The organism is Colwellia sp. C1TZA3 (assembly GCF_007954265.1).
Lineage (GTDB): Bacteria > Pseudomonadota > Gammaproteobacteria > Enterobacterales > Alteromonadaceae > Cognaticolwellia.
The window spans coordinates 1-21,019 of record NZ_VOLS01000053.1 but is presented as its reverse complement, the minus strand read 5'-3'; the positions used below and the strand labels follow the sequence as shown (position 1 = coordinate 21,019).

Sequence of the window (21,019 nt, the reverse complement as noted above, 5' to 3'; positions counted from 1 at the left end):
TTAGCGGTAGAGAAGGCGTAGAGTATGTGCGGTTAAACTTTAATACTAGGAGAGGAAGTAACAAATGATTTTTGATGTTTCAGCATTAGAAAACCAAGAAAAATATCGCCTGCTCAATGGTGGTGTAACGCCCAGACCCATTGCATGGATCAGTACACGTTCAGCTGATGGTATTGATAATTTAGCGCCTTATTCATTTTTTACCGTGGCTAGCTGTAATCCGCCTGTGTTGCTTTATACCGAGGTAACACAGCGCAGTGGTATTGAAAAAGACACCCTAAAAAATTTAATGGCAACTGGTGAATGTGTAGTCAATATCGCTAATTCCGCTTTATTAGAAAAATTGAACCTGACCAGTGCAAGTCTTAACCAAGATGAAAGTGAATTCGATTTCGCTGGTGTTGAGCGTTGTGCAAGTTATCAAGTCAAGCCTCGCTCAGTGAAAGACTCACCCATACGTTACGAGTGCACGTTAAGAGAGGTAATCTCGGTGAGTGATTTACCTACAGGCGGCACTGTTATTCTTTTAGATGTAAAGTGCGTTTATGTCAGAGATGACCTGTATGAAGATGGTAATATAAACCAAAAATTAATTGATTCTGTCGGTAAAATGGGTGGAAATTACTTTAGCCTAACATCTAAAAATGTAGAACTTAAACGCCCTTAAAATAGTTGCGATCTATTGTTGCGATCTATTATTATACCAATCCCATTAAGTTATTGCTCACTTGTACTAGTTAAAATAGTTCAAGGCTGTGTTGCTCTCAATCCCAATAGCCAGCTATTGCTCAATCGAGCGCCTTACCTTGAGTTATTTTTCCTGCGCACAACAAGATCACAAACTTAATGGAACTGGTATTACTATCTATTATTAGTTACTGTTAATAAGACCATAAAGCGAAATTATTACAATGAGTAGGGTGCGCGCTATGCCTCACAATTTAAGCTACTATTCCTAGCCTTTAGATAGGCTTTTTGGAGAACTACTTTGACAACCAAACAAGAAATTGAACATTTTATGAGTACTGAATTTCCTCAGGCTAAATGCACAGTTGAAGCTGTTGGAGCACAGTCAGCAACGGTAAGACACGCAGTAGGGTTTGATGAATTAAGGCCGGGTGGTACGGTATCTGGCCCAGTTTTAATGACGGTTGCTGACTGTGCTATATACGTCGCTATTCTAGGTGAAATAGGCATTGTGGCACTCGCTGTTACCACCAGCTTAACCATTAACTTTATGCGAAAGCCTTCATCAACTAAAGACATTATTGCTAAATGTACTTTGTTAAAAGTAGGGAAGTCACTGATCGTTGGTGAAGTTTCTTTATATTCTGAAGGTGATGAAAAAGCGGTAGCACATGTGGTGGGAACATATTCAATACCTAAATTAAATTAAATCCAACTTAAAAAAAGCCACTGATTTTATGGCTGCCTGACCAGCAAACCCCCTGTTTTTATCGTCATGCTGCGACTTTAGATTACTTAACGTCTTTAGTGAAACTTAGTGTGTGAACAGGCACGTGCAGCGTTGCCGAAACATGTAAACGAGAAGAACAGAGGAAAACTTATCCGCTATAGATTGATTAGTAGCTTTTTCACCTGTGTAGTGGCATAGTTAATTTAGCAACCTAATTGGATGTTATACCAATCCCATTAAGTTATTGCTCATTTGTACTAGTTAAAATAGCTCAAGGCTGTGTTGCTCTCAATCCCAATAGCCAGCTATTGCTCAATCGAGCGCCTTACCTTGAGTTATTTTTTCTGCGCACAACAAGATCACAAACTTAATGGAACTGGTATTACTAAGCACCTATTCAAACACTAATTGGCACCATAACAAAAAGAAAAACACCCCATTTAGACCAGAATTAAGACTTGAATTCGCGCAATTAGTTGTTGATAAAACTGCTCTGTCATTGAGGCTGAGCAAGTGATGGATGTAGATAGTTCATTAGTAGATAACTTATACCAATCAAATTAATTAATGGTGCAAATTTTAATGAGGGTAAATTTTCAAGAACAAGGCGCTTGATTGAGCAATAGCTGGCTATTGGGATTGAAAGCAACGATGTTATTGGATATTTAGACCATTTAAAAAGATCACTTAGTTAGTTTGATTGGTATTATTAATAGATAAATGATTTCAGTAATTATAAATGAACGTAATAGCATCACTAACTAAAGATTAAAACAAGTGGATTAAAACCATGAAAATGAATTTTATACCGTCTTTTCTCACCTATATGTTACTAAATTTTTCGACAGTACTGTTCGCCGCGAACAGTGTAGAAACTCCCAATTTAGAAAATAGTATCAATGACACTCAGCTGATTTCTGGGTTAAGGCATGGTGGCTATATTCTTTATTTTAGGCATGGCAAAACCAATCATAATACTTTTGATAGCGATCGAATAAATTTAAAAAATTGCGCGACTCAACGCTTGCTATCGGAAGAAGGCCGCAAGGAAATGAGCTGGATAGGAGATGTTATCAGGCAACTGGATATCAAAATAGGCGCTGTTATTAGCAGCCCTTATTGCCGTTCTATTGATACAGCGACGCTTGCATTTGGTAGCACAGAGATTCATCCTGATCTAAAGCATACTATAATCGCTGACGAAGCCACGATGAATCTCCAGGCTAAGGCGCTGCAGAAAATGCTGTCGAAAATACCTACTACTGAAGGAGCCAATGATGTGCTGTCTGCGCATACTGCCAATCTGCAAGAAGCAGTTGGCATTTGGCCCAAGCCTGAAGGTGTTGCTATCGTTTTCAAACCGGAAGGCAATTCATTCAAGTATATCGCTACTATTCGACCTACAGACTGGCAAAGGCTGCTTAAGGTCGCTGGTCAGTAATTCTATGTATAATTTATTTTCTCCTCAATTTAGCAATGCTAAATTAGCAATAAAGATATTAAAATGAAATGGTTATCTAATTTATCTATTCGATTCAAATTTTTGTTGTTACCGGCAATTGCCATACTCTTGCTACTATCATTGAGCCTGACTTTTCTCGCTGAGCAGAAAAGAGAATACACCTTACTGGTGCAGATAGAACGTGAACATATTCCCAAGATGCAGGTACTCTCTAGAATTTTTTCTGATTTTTCTACCAATCATGTCCATTTTATTAGCTTATTGGCATCTGCGCTTAAGGAAAATATTTCTGAAAGCGAGTTTTATTCGGTTGGTCGTGAACATATTTCCATATTGAATAACATTATTAAAGACTTCGAAAAACTGAAATCAAGTTTTGACCTGGCGCAGGATCAAGCTGTGCTTTATGCTAATTTAAAAGCCGAACTTGAAACTTACCGAGACCAAATGGGGTCGACGGTATTAATGTCTTCAGTCAATATTGATTTAATTGTGCAATTTATGCTGCGTGCGAATAAATCCTATGAACAGGCAAACACCCAATTTCTTATTTTTATTGATAACTCACAGATAGAAACTGAGCAGTCGGTTATTAATGCGAGGAAAAATCTCGACAGTATTCGTAATAATCTTTTTATGGCGCTAGGCGGCACGTTATTTTTTATCATTGTTGTCAGCTTTATACTTTCTCAGGTATTTCTTAGAGACATCAAAGGCATCATTGCCCGTTTGAGTGGACTTGCAGGCGGAAACACTAATATCCAAATACCGCAGGAAAAAAGAAAAGACGAATTTGGTGTCGTCAACCATGCATTCGAAGTGTTCAGAGAGGCTTTGATTAAGCGTGATGAAGTAAAAGCTCAATTATATAATGAGATTAATCGGCGTGAACAAATCGAAATGTCACTGCGCCAGAGCGAAGAGCGCTTTCGTGCTTTATACGAAGATAATCCATTAATACTTTTTACACTCGACCAAGCGGGTAAGATTTTGTCAATTAACCGACGCGGTGCTTCACAATTTGGATCTTCATCAGATAAAATCGTGGGGTTGTCGATATTCAAACTCGTCATGTCGGATGATCGCGATGATGCCAGAAAGATGATAGAACAGTGCATCAGCTTTCCGGGTAGAAGGAGGCAACTGACACTTCGCAAGCGTGACAAAGATGGCAATATAATCTGGTTACGCGAAACGGGACAAGCTATTAAGGATAATGAAGACGCCATGATTCTGTTAGCCTGCGAAGATGTTACCGAAGCCCAAAATTTGTCAGCCAAACTATCCCATCAGGCGACACATGATGAGCTCACAGAGCTGGTCAATCGCTGGGAATTTGAGCGACGGGTTACGCGAACACTAAAAACAGCAAAGAGTGAAAAAAAGCAGCACATGCTTTGCTATTTAGACCTTGACCAATTCAAAATAATCAATGACACCTACGGACATGCGGCTGGTGATCAACTCTTAATACAAATAAGTAAAGAGTTAAAAAAACATATACGTGAACGAGATACTTTGGCTAGACTCGGTGGTGACGAATTTGGCATCTTGTTTGAACACTGCTCAATGTCTGCTGGTTTACGTGCTGCCAATAATTTGGTTAAGGCCATTGAAGCATTTCGCTTTCCCTGGGGCAATCATGTATTTCGTATCGGTAGTAGTATCGGTGTGGTTGAAATTAATGAACTTTCGATCGACTACGGTACTATCTTGTCCGAAGCTGATACCGCTTGTTATCTAGCCAAAGAACTAGGTGGAAATCGTGTACAGGCTCATAAAGCAGATAGTAAACAATTGGCTGAGCGGAAAGGGCAGATGCTTTGGGCTAATAAAATTCCTAAGGCGATTGAAACAAACCAGTTTGAGCTTTATTATCAAACGATAAGCCCATTGAGTGAGGGCAATAGCATTGATCATAAGCTGCATGTAGAATTATTAATTAGGCTCAGAAATGAGCACAATGAAATTATTTCTCCGGCTGTTTTTTTGCCAGCAGCTGAACGCTATCTTTTATCAAGCAATATAGATAGATGGGTAGTTAACCGTGCTTTTTCCATGTTAAATAAAATGCAAAAGAATGCACCAATTATCGAGCAGTGCTCGATCAACCTGTCGGGTACTTCAATAGGTCATGTAGACTTTCTCCAATTTTTGCTAGAGAAGGTTGATGAATTTCAAATTCAACCAAAGCAGATATGTTTTGAAATTACTGAAACGGCAATTATTTCAAATCTGAATGCAGCGAAAAAATTCATCCAGCAATTGCGTGATAAAGGCTTTAAGTTTGCGCTAGATGACTTTGGCACTGGGCTTTCTTCTTACGAGTACCTGAAAGAATTACCGGTTGATAAACTTAAAATTGATGGTGTTTTTATCAGAGGCATAGATAAGGATCCGATAAAACTGGCGATGGTAAAGTCGATTAATGAGATAGGTCACGTCATGGGCTTAGAAACTATCGCTGAGTTTGTTGAAACGAAATCAATTCTAGATACCTTGAAAAACATTCAAGTTGACTACGCGCAAGGTTATTATATTTCCAAACCACAACCCTTTGCTGATATCGCTTCGATAGAGAACTCTGCTGGTATATTAGCTGCAAAATAAATATGCTAATACTTACCTAATACTTGATATAAAAAACTCAAACATCCATCGTAATTTAGCTAATACCAGTTCCATTAAATTTGTGATCTTGTTGTGCGCAGGAAAAATAACTCAAGGTAAGGCGCTCGATTGAGCAATAGCTGGCTATTGGGATTGAGAGCAACACAGCCTTGAGCTATTTTAACTAGTACAAGTGAGCAATAACTTAGTGGGATTGGTATAATACCAGTTCCATTAAGTTTGTGATCTTGTTGTGCGCAGGAAAAATAACTCAAGGTAAGGCGCTCGATTGAGCAATAGCTGGCTATTGGGATTGAGAGCAACACAGCTTTGAGCTATTTTAACTAGTACAAGTGAGCAATAACTTAATGGGATTGGTATAAGTTAATAATGGTTATTTTAGTGAACTTAGTCCCATTATTCATTAGCGTTATGGTTATTTTTTCGCAATTTGGTGAACAGTAATGGGGGTATTTGTCGCGTTAAACGACAATACCATGCAAGTGAGGCTTTGTTATTGATTGCTGGTTAATAAGTTTTGGTTAACAAGTTTTGGTTAATAATGCAGAGTACTACTGTATCAACAGGGACAGCTTTACTGTCTGTAAATGCTGTCCCACAAGTCAGGTTTTAAAATCTAAGCGGGTGTATATACTTCATAATCAGTATAACCTTTAGCGCCACCGCCATACCAAGCACTCGTATCATCAGATGGTGCTAATGGCCAGTTATTCAACATACGCTGCGGTAAATCTGGGTTAGAAATATAGGGGCGACCAAAAGCGACCAGATCAGCTTTTTCTGACCCTATTGCTGCTTCAGCTTTTGACTGGTCGTAGCCACAATTAGCTATGATAAGGCCATTATATTTATTTCTGAAATCTGCTAATGTCATCGGCTCTCCACGTTCGTGAAAACCAAAGGCTAAGCCATCCATAATATGCACAAAACCGAGCTGATAATGGGTAAAACGCTGCATAACCGCCGTAAATAATTCTTTATAGTCATCACAGCCCATATCATTGAATATGCCATTTGGCGAAATTCTACTGCCTACATTTTCCGCAGGCCATACGGTTAATACCGCTGCAAGTATTTCGTTTAAAAAACGCATACGGTTTTCAATGCTACCACCATATTCATCGTCACGCTGATTGGTGCGACCATCAAGGAATTGATTAATCAGGTAGCCGTTTGCTGCATGAACTTCAACGCCATCAAAGCCTGCTGCCTTGGCATTTTCAGCTGCTTTGCGAAAGTCTTCAACCGTTCTTTTGATATCTTGTACGGTCATTGCGCGTGGTACTTCATAGTCTTTTTTAGCTTCAGGGGTATGAATTTGGTCGCCATTAATTTTTAATTCTGAAGCAGATAGCGGCAACTCACCGTTATGGAAATCACTATGAGATGCTCGTCCGGTATGCCAAAGCTGAAGAATAATTTGGCTACCTTGCTGATGTACGCGTTCAGTAACTGTCTTCCAACCTTCGACCATTTCATTGGTATAAATACCTGGTGAGTTTACCCAACCATTGCTTTCTTCAGATATAGCGGTCGCTTCTGCAATCACTAAGCCAGCAGTACTGCGCTGTTCATAATACTCTGCCATTAATTCATTAGGGACGCGAGTTGGACCTGCACGACCACGAGTTAGCGGGGCAAGAACGAAACGATTTTTGAGGGGTTTTTGGGCGAATGTTGTCGTCGAAAAAAGTGTAGGTGTAGACATGCTATTTTTTCCTTATTCATTTGTGAGAATAATTTATTGAGAAACCTATTTAAGAGGTTATAAGGTGTGATTTTCAATCATTGATGTGATTATCTCATATAATATAAAAACATTGTTTTATATTTTGTAATAACTTGTAGTTATATAAAAGCAGAACACTCAAATTGAAATATAATGTTAAATACGCTGTAAATAAATTAATTTATTTACAATTTTTGACTGAAGATTAAAATATACTGAGTCCTTTTTATCGCTTGCTTTTTATCTATGTGGCTGCTGCCATCATCGATTAATTTGGCGTTTCAAGTAATACCAATCTCATTAATTATCTGGTCATTTCACCTAATTAAAACAACCCACTACTGTGTTATTTGTTTAATCATTATCGCTGCATGGATACAGCTTATACCAAGTTGATTAATTACCTGCTCATTTTTAATGGTTAAAATGAATAACTACAGCGTTATAAAATTTATAAGGTGAATAACTACTGACTAAATTTTATGCCTTGTATTTGGCTGTTCCCCTACGTATGAGGTAGACCAGATAATTAATGAAATTGGTCTAATAAAAGGGGTGGTGTAAACTACCCCTCGTTGATTTTTTCAGCATAGCTATTTTATAATAAACGTTTAGAAAATTATTTATTGACCGCTCAATCTTTTACCGAAAGAAATAGCATAAGCCGGTGAGCGCATTTTTAATACTGGGTCTGCACTTGGTGTAAAACCCGCTGACATCACATTGGGATCAAAGTTAGTATTTTTACAGGCATCGCCGCCACTCGTTTTAATGGTCACTGTGCCAAGCGACACTTGAGGGCGTTCACTAGGCCATTGCTGTGACGGGTCAATATCGCTATCTTGTGCTTCGCCTAAGCTTGCCATAATGGTAAAACTAACCGTTTCATCTTTAAGTTGCTGCGCGAAGGTATCAGCTAGAAACTCTGTTGGCATACTATCAGCCTCTGCTTTTTCTAGGGTTTTAACCCCTAAGCTTGGCTCAATATTCCAGCGAAATTTAGTTTGTTGTTCATTGGGTTGTTCGAAGTAAAAGGTGTGCAAACCAAAAAACTCAGTATTGGCAAATGAAGCCGATGTTTTAGCGGTTTTATTCCACGCAATATTCGCTTGTAGGCTTGGATTTTGCTCGACAAATGCCATAGTTTTAGCTGGATCAGCGTTGCCATTTTCATCAGGCAGTAAGGTTGACAAAAAGCCGTAAAAAACTTCCGGGCTTTTGCCGGCAAACACTGGGAAATTGTTACCCGTAAAAGTATGTAAAGCGCCATCAGGTAGTTGAATTTGCATACCCATACCGCGAGCACCTGGGGCTCTTTCATTACTACTTGGGCTTGAACCACCTACTGAAAAGCGTATAGATACAGGTAGTTCACCGTTCGATAATAAGGCTGCTCCTGTGAAGTGTTTATTGGGTGTTGGCACAAAAGTTCCAGATGCACACATACCGTTAGCATGTGCCTTTCTATAACCCGGATGTTTTCCACCTAACTTCTCAAATAGTTCAATAAAATCATTTGCTTGAACTTTTTTATCATTTTCAGCTGCATTTGACGTTGCTGTGGCACCCGCCATTAAGAAAAAAGCCATAATACTTGAGGTGATGAGGTTATACTTCATTTGTGCTCCTTGTTGTTATATTAAAAGCTAGAACTACGAAAGTTTTCGCCGCTAAGATCATAATGTTTTTTATAATACCAATTTGATTAATTAAGTGATCACCTTTTTCATGAGGAAAAATGGATAAATACAAGGCATAAAATTTAGTCAGTAGTTATTCACCTTATAAATTTTATAACGCTGTAGTTATACCAATCCCATTAAGTTATTGCTCACTTGTATTAGTTAAAATAGCTCAAGGCTGTGTTGCTCTCAATCCCAATAGCCAGCTATTGCTCAATCGAGCGCCTTACCTTGAGTCATTTTTCCTGCGCACAACAAGATCACAAACTTAATGGAACTGGTATAATACCAATCCCATTAAGTTATTGCTCACTTGTACTAGTTAAAATAGCTCAAGGCTGTGTTGCTCTCAATCCCAATAGCCAGCTATTGCTCAATCGAGCGCCTTACCTTGAGTTATTTTTCCTGCGCACAACAAGATCACAAACTTAATGGAACTGGTATAAGACCTGAGAAAGTTATTAAAACTTGCAACAGCAGCCCAAGCGATTAAAAATAAGCAAATAGGCTGACACTTCTATACCCGGTACTGTACAACTCTGGTCAATAGACTCAGATTAAGTGTAGATTAATAGATAGAAATTCAAGCGTTATTATAAATTAATATTATTTGTATATAAGAAACATTGTTTGCTATTAAAAAAACTTCAAATAAAGCTCTCTGCTAACGACTAACGCTTATATCCTTTATATTCCTTGCAATTACACCAAAACAACGAGAAAAAAATCTAAGGTTAATAGTACTAATACACTGTATAAGCCATTCCACTTTACGCCCATTTGAAAGGCAGAAATGCCAGTGATTTTAGCGCTAATACGCACTGAGGTGGTAGAAGGTGAGCTACCGGCAACCACGGCCCAAGTGACCATCATCACGAGTGCAATAATGACGGGCATATTGTTAACACCAGGTAATTGAGCTAAAGCTCCAGCCATCAAAGTGACAGAAATCATCGGACTAATAAATAACAGCGCCGCAATAAAAATTAGCCATGAAGCGGCAATTAATATCAGCGCAGCAGATAAATTTAAATAGGCTAATTGTTGTGCAAACCAGTCAAGGTCTAACACGGTTAATAATAAGCGACCAATCAGCACCGAGCCAGCAAAAAATACGATTTCTGAACGTTGTAAGGCAAGTCTAAAAAATATCTCTGTGCTAAAACGCTTTAGCGTTAATCGTACAGCGTTTACTTTATTATGTACCCGATAGTACTGGGCAAATATCCAAGCTATGCTAACAAGTGGTGCACTAACTAACACCGCAGCAATAGGTCGCAGGGGCGAGGTAAAGATGAGTAGCGCAGAGATAATAGCCAAGGTGATGACAACCGCAATAATAGGGTAACTGACCTTTAAGGCGGACAAATCGTTGGAAATTGTCGGTACAAGGTGGCTAAGGTTTTTCGGTGCTTGGACATGATCTAGCCAAATACCAAATAAAAGTAGCGCTAGGGTGAGGTACAAACCATAAGGAATAATATCTATCCACTTTAGATCTGGAATGGTGGTGACTAACAGCGTAATGGTGATTGAAGTGGGTGCCCAAAGCGGAATGCTGCAAAATCCTCGCATCACCGCTAGCATCATACGGCGTTGCCTGACACTGTTGATGCGAGCGTCTACGGTGTCTTTGTTGTCATCTAGACTTCTCTGGATCATGGTGCCTAATAAGTTAATGGCGCCAACACTCATTAATATTCCCAAAACATGACTGGCAAAGGTCAGCAGCGCATAACGTCTAACGGGGTGTTGCTGTAATAGTACCTGTCCGGTGAGATTAACAGAATTTGAGCTTAAAGCCGCTTCTTTTAACAGCCCTAAAGCAATTAAGAAAAAAGCAAAAAAAACCACACTGCTAGATAGGCTAGCAAGCTGATGAAATGATATCTGTGAGAACAACAACAAAACAAGTGTTAAGCCCATAGCAACCCATGCGATGATTTTTGTTGATAAATCTAACTGTTTCCATTCGATGCACATAAATAATATCAACATCAATACAGCCAATAGGGCAGGTGGCTGGTACCCGGTCCATTCAGTTATTAAGGTGGCAAAAAAAATAATCACTAGGCAAAGCGGTGACAGCCAAGCAAAGGCGCTAGTTATTTTGCCACTTTGCTCCAGGTTAGAAATATGCTTCATAGGTATGTTCTTTTACATAAGTAGTTGACATTAAAAGCAGTATTATAAAGCTCATTGATAGACAGTTCCATTTTATACTGTTCGCGACAATATTTGTCGAGACTCTCACTAATGCACAATAGCGGTAGTCAATGTTATTTATTCTTGGCTTTATTTAGTGTGGTGTTAAATTTTCATGCAGTTTTTTTAGAATAATACCATGTAGTGCCGCCTGGCGGAATTAGATTTTAAATCGTTAAGTTTGTCTGTTTTTATTAATATGATGAATTAAAACCGATATTTTACGGGTAATTTCTAAACTTTTCTTCAACTGAATAGCTATGATTTTATTATTGTATCAAGTACATTGGCTAGTATTTTAAAAACACTTGCAAAATCAAGTTCCGCATTGCAGAATGAATGAACTGTTTTGCTGCGTGATTAATGTTGTAGTAATAATGAATAAAAATTGTATTAGAGTGAGCGCTTAATGTCCAAACTAACAGAAGTAGAGTTACTTGCTGATTTAGAAAAAATAAACGACCAAGACCGATATCATTGTAAAACAACTTACGATATTTTTTGCCATGCAGCCGATGAATACGCCGCTGATACCGCAATAGTTGAGCACTTAACGGCTGAGCGAGATGAAGTCGCTAACACACTCACTTTTACTACTTTAGCTAACAAGCTGAATCAAACAGCAAAGCTCTATCAATCATTTGGTGTTGAACGCACAGACGTTATCTCTATTTTACTGCCCAATTTGGCTGAAACTCACCTGAGTATGTGGGCTGCCCAAGCGGTAGGGATTGCCAACCCGATTAACTACCTGTTGCAAGTTGATCACATCGTTGAAATATTGAATGAAGTAAAATCAAAAGTATTAGTCACTGTTTCGCTTGATGAGAGCACTGAATTAGGTAAAAAAGTGCATGAGATTATTGCCCGCGTACCATCACTTGAACAAATACTTGTCCTTGATAATAGCTATGGCCAGAGCAATAATAACCGCGTAACCATCACTGATTTTAATCAGGCTATATCGGCTCAATCAAGTGAACGATTGAGCCAAACCTCTCAACCCAGAGGCGACGATATTGCGATGTATTTTCATACCGGAGGTACCACTGGCCGACCTAAAGTAGCGAAACTATCGCATTATAATATTAGTTTTGTCGTACAAGTTTATGCTGGGTTTAATGCTTTTCAAGGCAAGTCTGCGGTATTGAATGCTTTACCCTTATTTCATGTTTTTGGTGTTATTGCCGCCAGTTTATCGATGTTTTTTGTCGGTCGTAAGGTAGTTATTATGACCCCAGAAGGATTTAGACATCCTAATACGGTGAAAAACTGGTGGTTTTTTGTTAATAAATATCAAGTGTGCTGGTTTCCTACCGTGCCGACCATCATTTCTGTTTTACTACAGCAGCCTGATGAAGACATTGATCTTAGCTGCTTTGAACATGCCGCTTGTGGCTCAGCGCCTTTACCTATTGAACTGAAATTATCTTTTCAGCACCGCTTTAATTGTAATGTTACCAATGGCTACGGCATGACCGAATCTTCTTGCGTGGTGGCTAGGGTATTACCTGGTTATGAGGTTGAAGGGGTTTCAGTGGGTAATGGCATACCTTATAGCCGAGTGATTGCTGCCCAAGTTATTGATAATAAAATTAGCCGTGTTTGTAACGCTAATGAACCTGGCATTATTTTGGTCAAAGGCCCTAATATCTTTCAAGGTTATTTGAACGAAAGCGATAATGAAGGAGCATGGGTTGACGGTGAATGGTTTAATACCGGTGACTTAGGTTTGATTAACGACCGAGGACATATTCAGCTGACTGGCCGCGCAAAAGACTTGATTATCCGCGGTGGCCATAACATTGATCCCCAGATTATTGAAGATGCATTAATGGTGCATGCCGGTGTTCTCCAATCTGTGGCTATTGGTCAACCTGATGCCCATGCAGGCGAGATACCGGTTGCTTACGTGGTGGTAAAAGATACCCAGCAAACAACAGCCGTTGAATTATTGCGCCATTGCCAAAGCCATATTAACGAAAGAGCCGCCATTCCAAAGCGTATTGAAATACTCGATAGTTTTCCGCTAACGGCGGTTGGTAAAGTGTTCAAACCTCTATTACGTAATAAAGCGACCGAATTTAGTGTCAATGCCTTATTCAAAGCCAATAATATTACTGCCCAAGTTAGCGCAGAATTTGATCCAGAAAAAGGTCAGGTCGTTTATATTCAATTATCAAATACTCAAGACCAAGAGAAAGTGGCGGCATTATTAATCGCCTTTCCTGTCTTGGTTAATTATCAAACAACTTTATAAGCAAGGAAAAAATGATGAAAGACGCGTATATATACGATGGGGCAAGAACCGCCTTTGGACGTCATGGTGGGATTTTATCTTCTGTTCGACCCGATGATATGCTTGCCCACCTTATAAAGACTTTAGTGCAACGCAACGACTTTGATTTAAGCCTTTATGAAGATGTTATTGCCGGTAGTACCAATCAAGCCGGTGAAGACAGCCGTAATGTTGCGCGTTTTGCTGGGCTATTAGCGGGTTTACCGATTGAGACGGGTGGCATAACGGTGAACCGTTTGTGTGGCTCAAGTTTATCAGCCGCGTTAGATGCCGCTCGCTGTGTAAAAGCCAATGAAGGTGACTTATTTGTTGCTTGTGGTGTTGAATCTATGAGTCGCGCGCCTTTTGTTTTGGCTAAAGCAAGCTCAGCCTTTGCTCGCCAGCAAGAAATGTTTGACACCACCATGGGAGCTCGTTTTACTAATCCTGAGATTATTAAAGCCTATGGCGGCCATTCTATGCCAGAAACAGCCGACAATATTGCCAGTGATTTAACTATCAGCAGAGCAGACTGTGATGTATTTGCTGCTAGCTCTCAAGCTAAGTATGAAGCGGCGAAAGTAGCAGGATATTTTGATGATGAAATTATTGCCATTGAAGTGTCACAGGGGCGTAAGTTGCCCGCACTTTCTGTGACCGCTGATGAGCACCCACGTCCTGCTTCAACCGCAGAAGCCTTGGGTAAATTAAGACCATTATTTGATGGTGTGGTTACCGCTGGTAACGCTTCAGGCATTAACGATGGCGCTTCAGCAATGATTATTGGTAGTAAAGCAGTCGGTGAAAAAGCCGGTATTAAACCGCGCGGTAGAATTATAGCCGGCGCTATTGCTGGTGTAGCACCACGTGTTATGGGCTTAGGGCCAGTGCCAGCGTCACAAAAAGCCTTAGCGCGAGCAGGCTTAACGCTAGCGGATATGGACGTTTTAGAATTTAATGAAGCCTTTGCCGTACAAGCGCTAGGTTGCATGAAACAACTCGGTATCGCTTTTGATGACCCTAGGGTCAATCAAAATGGTGGTGCTATTGCTATTGGTCATCCTTTGGGTGCTAGTGGTACACGTATTATGATGACGGCATTACGCCAATTAGAAAAAACCGGTGGTCGATACGCATTAGCGACCATGTGTATTGGTATTGGTCAAGGTATCGCTGTCGTTATTGAGCGTGTTTAACTTTTCAAAGTAAGGAATGAATTTATGTCAGTTGTTAGTTATCAATTAGAGGGTGATATCGGGGTTATTCGTTTAAATAACCCGCCAGTTAACGCGCTTTCTCATGCATTACGCCTCGGTATTCAAGACGCGGTAGCACAAGCACAAAATGATGCTTCTTTAGCCTTAGTGTTGATTTGTGAAGGCCGTACGTTTATTGCCGGGGCAGATATCTCAGAATTTGGCAAAGCGCCGATGTTACCATCATTACCTGGGCTGCTTGATATAATTGAAGCGTCAACCAAACCTATTATTGCTGCGATTCATGGCACGGCACTTGGCGGTGGTTTAGAAACGGCATTGGCTTGTCACTATCGTTGTGCATTGGCTAGCGCTAAAGTGGGCTTGCCAGAAGTTAAATTAGGCTTGTTACCTGGCGCGGGGGGCACCCAAAGAGTACCTAGATTAGCCGGCGTTAAAGCCGCACTTGATTTAATCACCACAGGCACGCCCATTACGGCAGCTAACGCGTTAACTATTGGTTTAATTGATAAAGTGGTTGAAGGTGATTTACTTAGCGCTGCACTTGATTTTGCCAAAGAGGTTATTGCCCAAGGTGGGGTGCTTAAAAAAGTCAGCGATATAGCGGCAGATAAAACCGGTATTTCAGCTGAATTTTTTGCTGAATATCGGGCCCATTTAAGTAAACGTTTTCGCCAACAAGAAGCACCACAACGTATTGTTGAATGTATTGAAGCTGCTTTGAGTCAACCTTTTGAGCAAGGTCTTAAAGTAGAACGACGTTTGTTTGTCGAATGCATGCAATCAACACAGTCAGCGGCTTTGCGTCATCTGTTTTTTGCGGAAAGAATGTCCTCAAAAATTAAAGGGTTACCCAAAGGTACTGAACTAAAAGTGATAAAACGCGTCGGTATTATTGGCGGTGGTACTATGGGCGGCGGCATTGCGATGAATTTTGTTAATGCCGGTATTCCAGTGACCTTACTGGAAATTAACGAGCTAGCATTGCAACGTGGTAAAGATATTATCGCTAAAAATTACGCGATGACAGTTAAAAAAGGTAAATTAACCACTGAGCTCGCCACCCAACGTCAAGAGTTGATCACAGGCACAACCGATTATAACGATCTCGCTAACATGGACTTGGTGATTGAAGCGGTTTTTGAAAATTTAGAGATTAAAAAACAAGTCTTTGCCAAGCTCGATAGTGTGTGTAAGCCCGGCGCTATTTTAGCCAGTAACACTTCTTATCAAGATGTTAACTTAATTGCCGAGTCTACTTCTCGTCCCCAAGATGTTATTGGTCTGCATTTCTTTAGTCCAGCTAATGTAATGAAATTACTTGAAATTGTCCGTGGCGATAAAACCTCTGAGCAAGTATTAGCCACGTCAATGGCAATGGCTAAAACCATTAAAAAAATCCCGGCATTATCGCGTGTTTGTTATGGTTTTATTGGTAACCGTATGTTGCGCCAATACGCCCGTGAAGCACAACTATGTTTGCTTGAAGGCTCAAGCCCTGAAGCGATAGACACAGTGATGCAAAACTTTGGCATGGCAATGGGACCGTTAGCGGTAGGCGATTTAGCCGGTATAGACATTGGCTACAAAGCGCGTGAAGGCTTAACAGATGAAGAAAAAGGCGATGTTAGAACTTATTGTATTGCTGATGCTTTATATGAAATGGGTCGTTTAGGTCAAAAAACCGGTGCAGGCTATTACCGTTATGACGCCGAGACCAGACAGCGTATAGCTGATCCGATAGTGCTTGAAGTGATTGAGGCACAAGCCAAGCAAAGGGGAGTTGAGCGCAAAGCGATAAATGATGAAACTATATTAGCGCGTTTGACTTTTGCCTTGATCAACGAAGGTTTTAAAATACTGGCAGAAGGCATTGCCCAACGCCCAAGTGATATTGATGTAGTTTATGCATTCGGTTACGGCTTTCCGGCTTTTCGAGGCGGCCCGATGTTTTATGCTGAAACCATAGGTTTAGACAAAGTCTATCAAACTATCTGTGATTTTGGTGCGACTTACGGTGAAGAGTTTTGGCAACCTGCGGCACTGTTAAAACAACTGGTCGCAGAAGGTAAAACCTTATCTGAGTGGTCCAACAGCTAAACAAGTTATAAAATAAGTTATACCGGTACTATTAACTAACTATTTTATTTTGGCACTGTTTCACAACACTGTTGTTAGATGATAAAGCCTACTGCTTAAAGGCTTAAAGAGAAAATGACTATGTAAGGCAACATTGCTTTTACGGCAAATAATATAGCGTTTGGCCTAGTGCCTGTGGCAAATAATATAGTGTTTGGCAATTTTTTGTAGGTCGGACTTTAGTCCGTCAAGCATTAAGCGGGTATTTACTGCTATGGACCAAAAAAATTTGCCGCGGGGTATTATTTTTGTTGCTTGGTATCTGCGCTGATAACCGTTAAATTTCATTTAACTTGATGGACTAAAGTCCAACCTACAAAGTGCCTATGGCTGACTGTTTAGCGTTTTTCGGTAGTACCTGTAGGTGATTATGTAGCGTTTAGTATAGTGCCTGTGGCAAATAATACAGTGTTTGGCAATTTTTTGTAGGTCGGACTTTAGTCCGTCAAGCATTAAGCGGGTATTTACTGCTATGGACCAAAAAAATTTGCAGCGGGGTATTATTTTTGTTGCTTGGTATTTGTGCGAAGAACCGTTAAATTTCATTTAACTTGATGGACTAAAGTCCAACCTACAAAGTGCCTACGGGTGATTGTTTAGCATTTTTCGGTAGTGGCTGTAGGTGATTATGTAGTGTTTGGCCTAGTGCCTGTGGCAAATAATATAGCGGTTGGCAATTTTTTGTAGGTCGGACTTTAGTCCGTCAACCGTTAAGCAGGCGATTACTGCTATGGACCAAAAAAATTTGCAGCGGTGTATTATTTTTGTTGCATGGTATCTGCGCTGATAACCGTTAAATTTCATTTAACTTGATGGACTAAAGTCCAACCTACAAAGTATCTACGGGTGATTTTTGAGCATTTGTCGGTAGTGTCTGTAGGTGATTGTGTAGCGTTTAGTATAGTGCCTGTGGCAAATAATATAGTGTTTGGCAATTTTTTGTAGGTCGGACTTTAGTCCGTCAACCGTTAAGCAGGCGATTACTGCTATGGACCAAAAAAATTTGCAGCGGTGTATTATTTTTGTTGCTTGGTATCTGCGCTGATAACCGTTAAATTTCATTTAACTTGATGGACTAAAATCCAACCTACAAAGTGCCTACGGGTGATTGTTTAGCATTTTTCGGTAGTGGCTGTAGGTGATTATGTAGTGTTTGGCCTAGTGCCTGTGGCAAATAATATAGCGGTTGGCAATTTTTTGTAGGTCGGACTTTAGTCCGTCAACCATTAAGCTGGCGATTACTGCTACGGACCAAAAAAATTTGCAGCGGTGTATTATTTTTGTTGCTTGGTATTTGTGCGAAGAACCGTTAAATTTTATTTAACTTGATGGACTAAAGTCCAACCTACAAAGTGCCTATGGCTGACTGTTGAGCATTTCTCGGTAGTGTCTGTAGGTGATTGTGTAGTGTTTAGTATAGTGCCTGTGGCAAATAATATAGCGGTTGGCAATTTTTTGTAGGTCGGACTTTAGTCCGTCAACCGTTAAGCAGGCGATTACTGCTGCGGACCAAAAAAATTTGCAGCGGTGTATTATTTTTGTTGCATGGTATCTGCGCGGATAACCGTTAAATTTCATTTAACTTGATGGACTAAAGTCCAACCTACAAAGTGCCTATGGCTGATTTTTTAGCATTTTTCGTTAGTGCTTATGGCTGACAACAGAGCCTTTACTTTATACGCCATAGAAATGGTAAAATAGCAGATATTTATTTTAATTACTTATGTGTTAATTACTTATATTTTAATCATGAGATAAATAACTAAGCAGTGGCTTATTATAATCAGATGAAATGATCACAACGTTAGTGAGATGGCTATTATGCCAATTTTTGGCGCAGCTCATTTTTTTCATCACAATAAATACCTTTTAGGGGATCAACATGCCAATTCCAAAAACATTACAAAATAAACTATCTTTACCTGTTATCAGTGCTCCTATGTTCATCGTCTCAGGACCAGAACTGGTTATTGCCGAGTGTAAAGCCGGTATCGTTGGCTCTTTTCCAGCGCTTAATGCCCGTCCACAATCATTATTGGCACAATGGCTCACTACTATTAAAACTGAGTTAGATCAGTACCAGCTTGCTCACCCTAACGCTATCGTTGCACCCTATGCGGTCAATTTAATCGTGCATAAAAGTAATGACCGTTTAGAGGCTGATGTAAATACCTGTATTGAATATAAAGTACCAGTGATTATTACTAGCCTACGCGCGTTAGACCCTACCTTAGTGCAACGTATTCAAGCTTATGGCGGCATTATTTTTCACGATATTATTAATATTCGCCATGCCGAAAAAGCGATAGAAGCCGGTGTTGATGGTTTAGTATTAGTCTGTGCAGGCGCCGGTGGCCATGCAGGAACCTTAAGCCCTTTTGCTTTAGTGAGTGAAATTAAACAAATTTTTGATGGCCCTATTGCCTTATCAGGCGCTATTGCTAATGGCGCCTCTATATTGTCAGCGCAAGCTTTAGGGGCAGACTTTGCCTATATTGGCACGTCTTTTATTGCTACCAAAGAAGCTAATGCTGATCAAGCATACAAAAATATGTTAGTTGAGCATAGCGCGAAAGATATTGTTTATAGTTCGTTGTTTACCGGCGTTCATGGCAACTATCTCAAACCCAGTATTACCAATGCTGGCTTAAATCCTGATGATTTAGAAGAAGGTGATAAAAATAAAATGAAGTTTGGCTCATCAGGTGGTAGTAAAACTAAGGCTTGGAAAGATATTTGGGGCGCAGGGCAAGGCTTAGGCAGTATTACCGAAGTTGCTACTGTTGCTACGGTCGTTGAACGCTTTAAAACAGAATACGATGTGGCGCTATCGCGTTTAAATGGCTTGCAGGAATAATAGTTGGTAAAAATTCGCTTGTAGAAATAAGGGTTTGCAGAAAAAAGAGCCGTGACCGTAAATCATCAACATCATAAATAGGTATTCTTTATATGAAAGATCAAGAACACATCTTAATTCACCAGGACAGTGGTGTTTTACACTTAGCTATTAATCGCCCCGAGAAAAAAAATGCCTTAAGCAGTTTAATGTATGCCGCTATGGCTAAAGCACTGAAAGACAGTGTGACTGATGAAAGTATTAAAGTGGTACTGATACATGGTACGCAAGAGGTTTTTTCAGCCGGTAATGATTTAAACGATTTTAATAATCGTGATGCCAATAAACCCTCACCGGCCGCTACTTTATTATATGAACTGCTCAACTATCCTAAGCCGATTGTTGGCGCAGTATCTGGTGTTGCGGTGGGTATAGGCGTAACTATGTTGCTGCATTTTGATTTGGTTTACGCCTCAGAAACTTATTTTAAAATGCCATTTGTTGATTTAGGTGTTTGCCCTGAAGGTGGTTCAAGCCTGCTTATTCCTCAGTTAGCTGGCCATCGTAAAGCCGCTGAGTTATTAATGCTCGGCGATGCTTTTAATACTGAAACGGCGATTGATATCGGCCTAGTTAATCAGCAAGTAGACAAGTCTGAGGTAGTTGACTTTGCCTTAAGTAAAGCGAAAGCCTTAGCGCTGAAACCGCAAAATGCTTTGCGTGCTAGCAAAAAACTCCTGAAAGCTTCTGGGCAGGCCATACTGAACGATGTGATTAAAAATGAATTAGTGATTTTTGCACAGTTATTGCAAAGTGAAGAATCTATCGCCGCCAGAACAAAAAAATGAGGGGCTAAAATGACACCTTGGGCCAATAAACCTATGCCGGCATTTAATAACCATTTAGGTTTTGTGGTGGAAGAATGGCATAAAAATCATATTAAAATTAGTGCTGAGCTTAAGCCTGAACATCTCAACCGTTCAGGGATCCCCCATGGTGGTTTTATTTCAACCTTATTAGATGCTGCCACGGCTTTATCGGGTGCCCATAGTGACGATCCGCTTGATTATAAAAAAGCTTTAACCTTATCTTTAAACATAAATTACTTAGGACAAGCGCAGTCCAATAAGCTTTATGCTATTGGCAAAGTGACCGCGTCGGGTCGAAATATCTATTATGGCTCAGCTGAGGTATTTGACTCTTTTGACAATATTATAGCTTCAGGCCAAGGCGTATTTCGCTATCGAAAAGAGTAAGTTAACTTTAAGCAAAATATGCAGTTAAACCTGGTTTGGCGTTATACCAGTTCCATTAAGTTTGTGATCTTGTTGTGCGCAGGAAAAATAACTCAAGGTAAGGCGCTCGATTGAGCAATAGCTGGCTATTGGGATTGAGAGCAACACAGCCTTGAGCTATTTTAACT

Annotated in this window: 13 protein-coding genes; 10 read left to right on the top strand and 3 right to left on the bottom strand. The window is 40.0% G+C overall.

Annotated features, from left to right (window positions below; all coding sequences use genetic code 11):
* Positions 1-64: 64 nt before the first annotated feature.
* The 4 genes from ESZ39_RS13945 (at position 65) to ESZ39_RS13930 (ending at position 5,489) form a co-directional block, all read left to right on the top strand.
* Positions 65-667, top strand: a complete 603-nt coding sequence (locus tag ESZ39_RS13945) for a flavin reductase family protein (RefSeq protein ID WP_146880514.1) — start codon at positions 65-67, stop codon at positions 665-667.
* 321 nt (positions 668-988) lie between these two features.
* Complete coding sequence (locus ESZ39_RS13940; protein WP_146880513.1) at positions 989-1,396, top strand: PaaI family thioesterase; 408 nt, start codon at positions 989-991, stop codon at positions 1,394-1,396.
* A gap of 811 nt (positions 1,397-2,207) precedes the next feature.
* Positions 2,208-2,858, top strand: coding sequence for a histidine phosphatase family protein (locus ESZ39_RS13935; RefSeq protein ID WP_146880512.1), 651 nt, complete (start codon positions 2,208-2,210; stop codon positions 2,856-2,858).
* 63 nt (positions 2,859-2,921) lie between these two features.
* Positions 2,922-5,489, top strand: coding sequence for an EAL domain-containing protein (locus ESZ39_RS13930; protein WP_223270393.1), 2,568 nt, complete (start codon positions 2,922-2,924; stop codon positions 5,487-5,489).
* A gap of 637 nt (positions 5,490-6,126) precedes the next feature.
* Here ESZ39_RS13930 and ESZ39_RS13925 read toward each other — a convergent pair.
* The 3 genes from ESZ39_RS13925 to ESZ39_RS13910 form a co-directional block, all read right to left on the bottom strand.
* A complete protein-coding gene (locus ESZ39_RS13925) occupies positions 6,127-7,218 on the bottom strand; it encodes an alkene reductase (RefSeq protein ID WP_146880511.1) in 1,092 nt (363 codons plus the stop codon).
* A gap of 644 nt (positions 7,219-7,862) precedes the next feature.
* On the bottom strand, positions 7,863-8,858 hold the full coding sequence (locus ESZ39_RS13920; RefSeq protein ID WP_146880510.1) for a catalase family peroxidase: 996 nt from the start codon (positions 8,856-8,858) through the stop codon (positions 7,863-7,865).
* Between the two features lie 765 nt (positions 8,859-9,623).
* Positions 9,624-11,066, bottom strand: coding sequence for a hypothetical protein (locus tag ESZ39_RS13910; protein WP_146880508.1), 1,443 nt, complete (start codon positions 11,064-11,066; stop codon positions 9,624-9,626).
* A 469-nt stretch (positions 11,067-11,535) separates the two neighbouring features.
* Here ESZ39_RS13910 and ESZ39_RS13905 point away from each other — a divergent pair, with 469 nt between their 5' ends.
* From ESZ39_RS13905 to ESZ39_RS13880, 6 genes are all read left to right on the top strand, one after another.
* Positions 11,536-13,386: an acyl-CoA synthetase gene (locus ESZ39_RS13905; protein ID WP_146880507.1), complete on the top strand. Its 1,851-nt coding sequence runs from the start codon at positions 11,536-11,538 to the stop codon at positions 13,384-13,386.
* Positions 13,387-13,400: 14 nt separating this feature from the next.
* Complete coding sequence (locus ESZ39_RS13900; protein ID WP_146880506.1) at positions 13,401-14,600, top strand: 3-oxoadipyl-CoA thiolase; 1,200 nt, start codon at positions 13,401-13,403, stop codon at positions 14,598-14,600.
* A 24-nt stretch (positions 14,601-14,624) separates the two neighbouring features.
* A complete protein-coding gene (locus ESZ39_RS13895) occupies positions 14,625-16,721 on the top strand; it encodes a 3-hydroxyacyl-CoA dehydrogenase NAD-binding domain-containing protein (RefSeq protein WP_146880505.1) in 2,097 nt (698 codons plus the stop codon).
* 1,921 nt (positions 16,722-18,642) lie between these two features.
* Positions 18,643-19,617 carry an NAD(P)H-dependent flavin oxidoreductase gene (locus tag ESZ39_RS13890; RefSeq protein WP_146880504.1) on the top strand — a complete coding sequence of 325 codons (975 nt, stop codon included), beginning with the start codon at positions 18,643-18,645 and terminating at the stop codon, positions 19,615-19,617.
* Between the two features lie 92 nt (positions 19,618-19,709).
* Complete coding sequence (locus ESZ39_RS13885) at positions 19,710-20,444, top strand: enoyl-CoA hydratase-related protein (RefSeq protein ID WP_146880503.1); 735 nt, start codon at positions 19,710-19,712, stop codon at positions 20,442-20,444.
* Between the two features lie 9 nt (positions 20,445-20,453).
* Entirely contained in the window at positions 20,454-20,852 is a 399-nt protein-coding gene (locus ESZ39_RS13880) for a PaaI family thioesterase (RefSeq protein ID WP_146880502.1), read from the top strand.
* Positions 20,853-21,019 lie beyond the last annotated feature (167 nt).

Excerpts from the sequence above, each read along its gene's own strand:
- ESZ39_RS13945 (WP_146880514.1), top strand. The coding sequence starts at position 65 with ATGATTTTTGATGTTTCAGCATTAGAAAACCAAGAAAAATATCGCCTG.
- ESZ39_RS13935 (WP_146880512.1), top strand. The coding sequence starts at position 2,208 with ATGAAAATGAATTTTATACCGTCTTTTCTCACCTATATGTTACTAAAT.
- ESZ39_RS13930 (WP_223270393.1), top strand. The coding sequence starts at position 2,922 with ATGAAATGGTTATCTAATTTATCTATTCGATTCAAATTTTTGTTGTTA.
- ESZ39_RS13925 (WP_146880511.1), bottom strand. The coding sequence starts at position 7,218 with ATGTCTACACCTACACTTTTTTCGACGACAACATTCGCCCAAAAACCC.
- ESZ39_RS13920 (WP_146880510.1), bottom strand. The coding sequence starts at position 8,858 with ATGAAGTATAACCTCATCACCTCAAGTATTATGGCTTTTTTCTTAATG.
- ESZ39_RS13910 (WP_146880508.1), bottom strand. The coding sequence starts at position 11,066 with ATGAAGCATATTTCTAACCTGGAGCAAAGTGGCAAAATAACTAGCGCC.
- ESZ39_RS13905 (WP_146880507.1), top strand. The coding sequence starts at position 11,536 with ATGTCCAAACTAACAGAAGTAGAGTTACTTGCTGATTTAGAAAAAATA.
- ESZ39_RS13900 (WP_146880506.1), top strand. The coding sequence starts at position 13,401 with ATGAAAGACGCGTATATATACGATGGGGCAAGAACCGCCTTTGGACGT.
- ESZ39_RS13895 (WP_146880505.1), top strand. The coding sequence starts at position 14,625 with ATGTCAGTTGTTAGTTATCAATTAGAGGGTGATATCGGGGTTATTCGT.
- ESZ39_RS13890 (WP_146880504.1), top strand. The coding sequence starts at position 18,643 with ATGCCAATTCCAAAAACATTACAAAATAAACTATCTTTACCTGTTATC.
- ESZ39_RS13885 (WP_146880503.1), top strand. The coding sequence starts at position 19,710 with ATGAAAGATCAAGAACACATCTTAATTCACCAGGACAGTGGTGTTTTA.
- ESZ39_RS13880 (WP_146880502.1), top strand. The coding sequence starts at position 20,454 with ATGACACCTTGGGCCAATAAACCTATGCCGGCATTTAATAACCATTTA.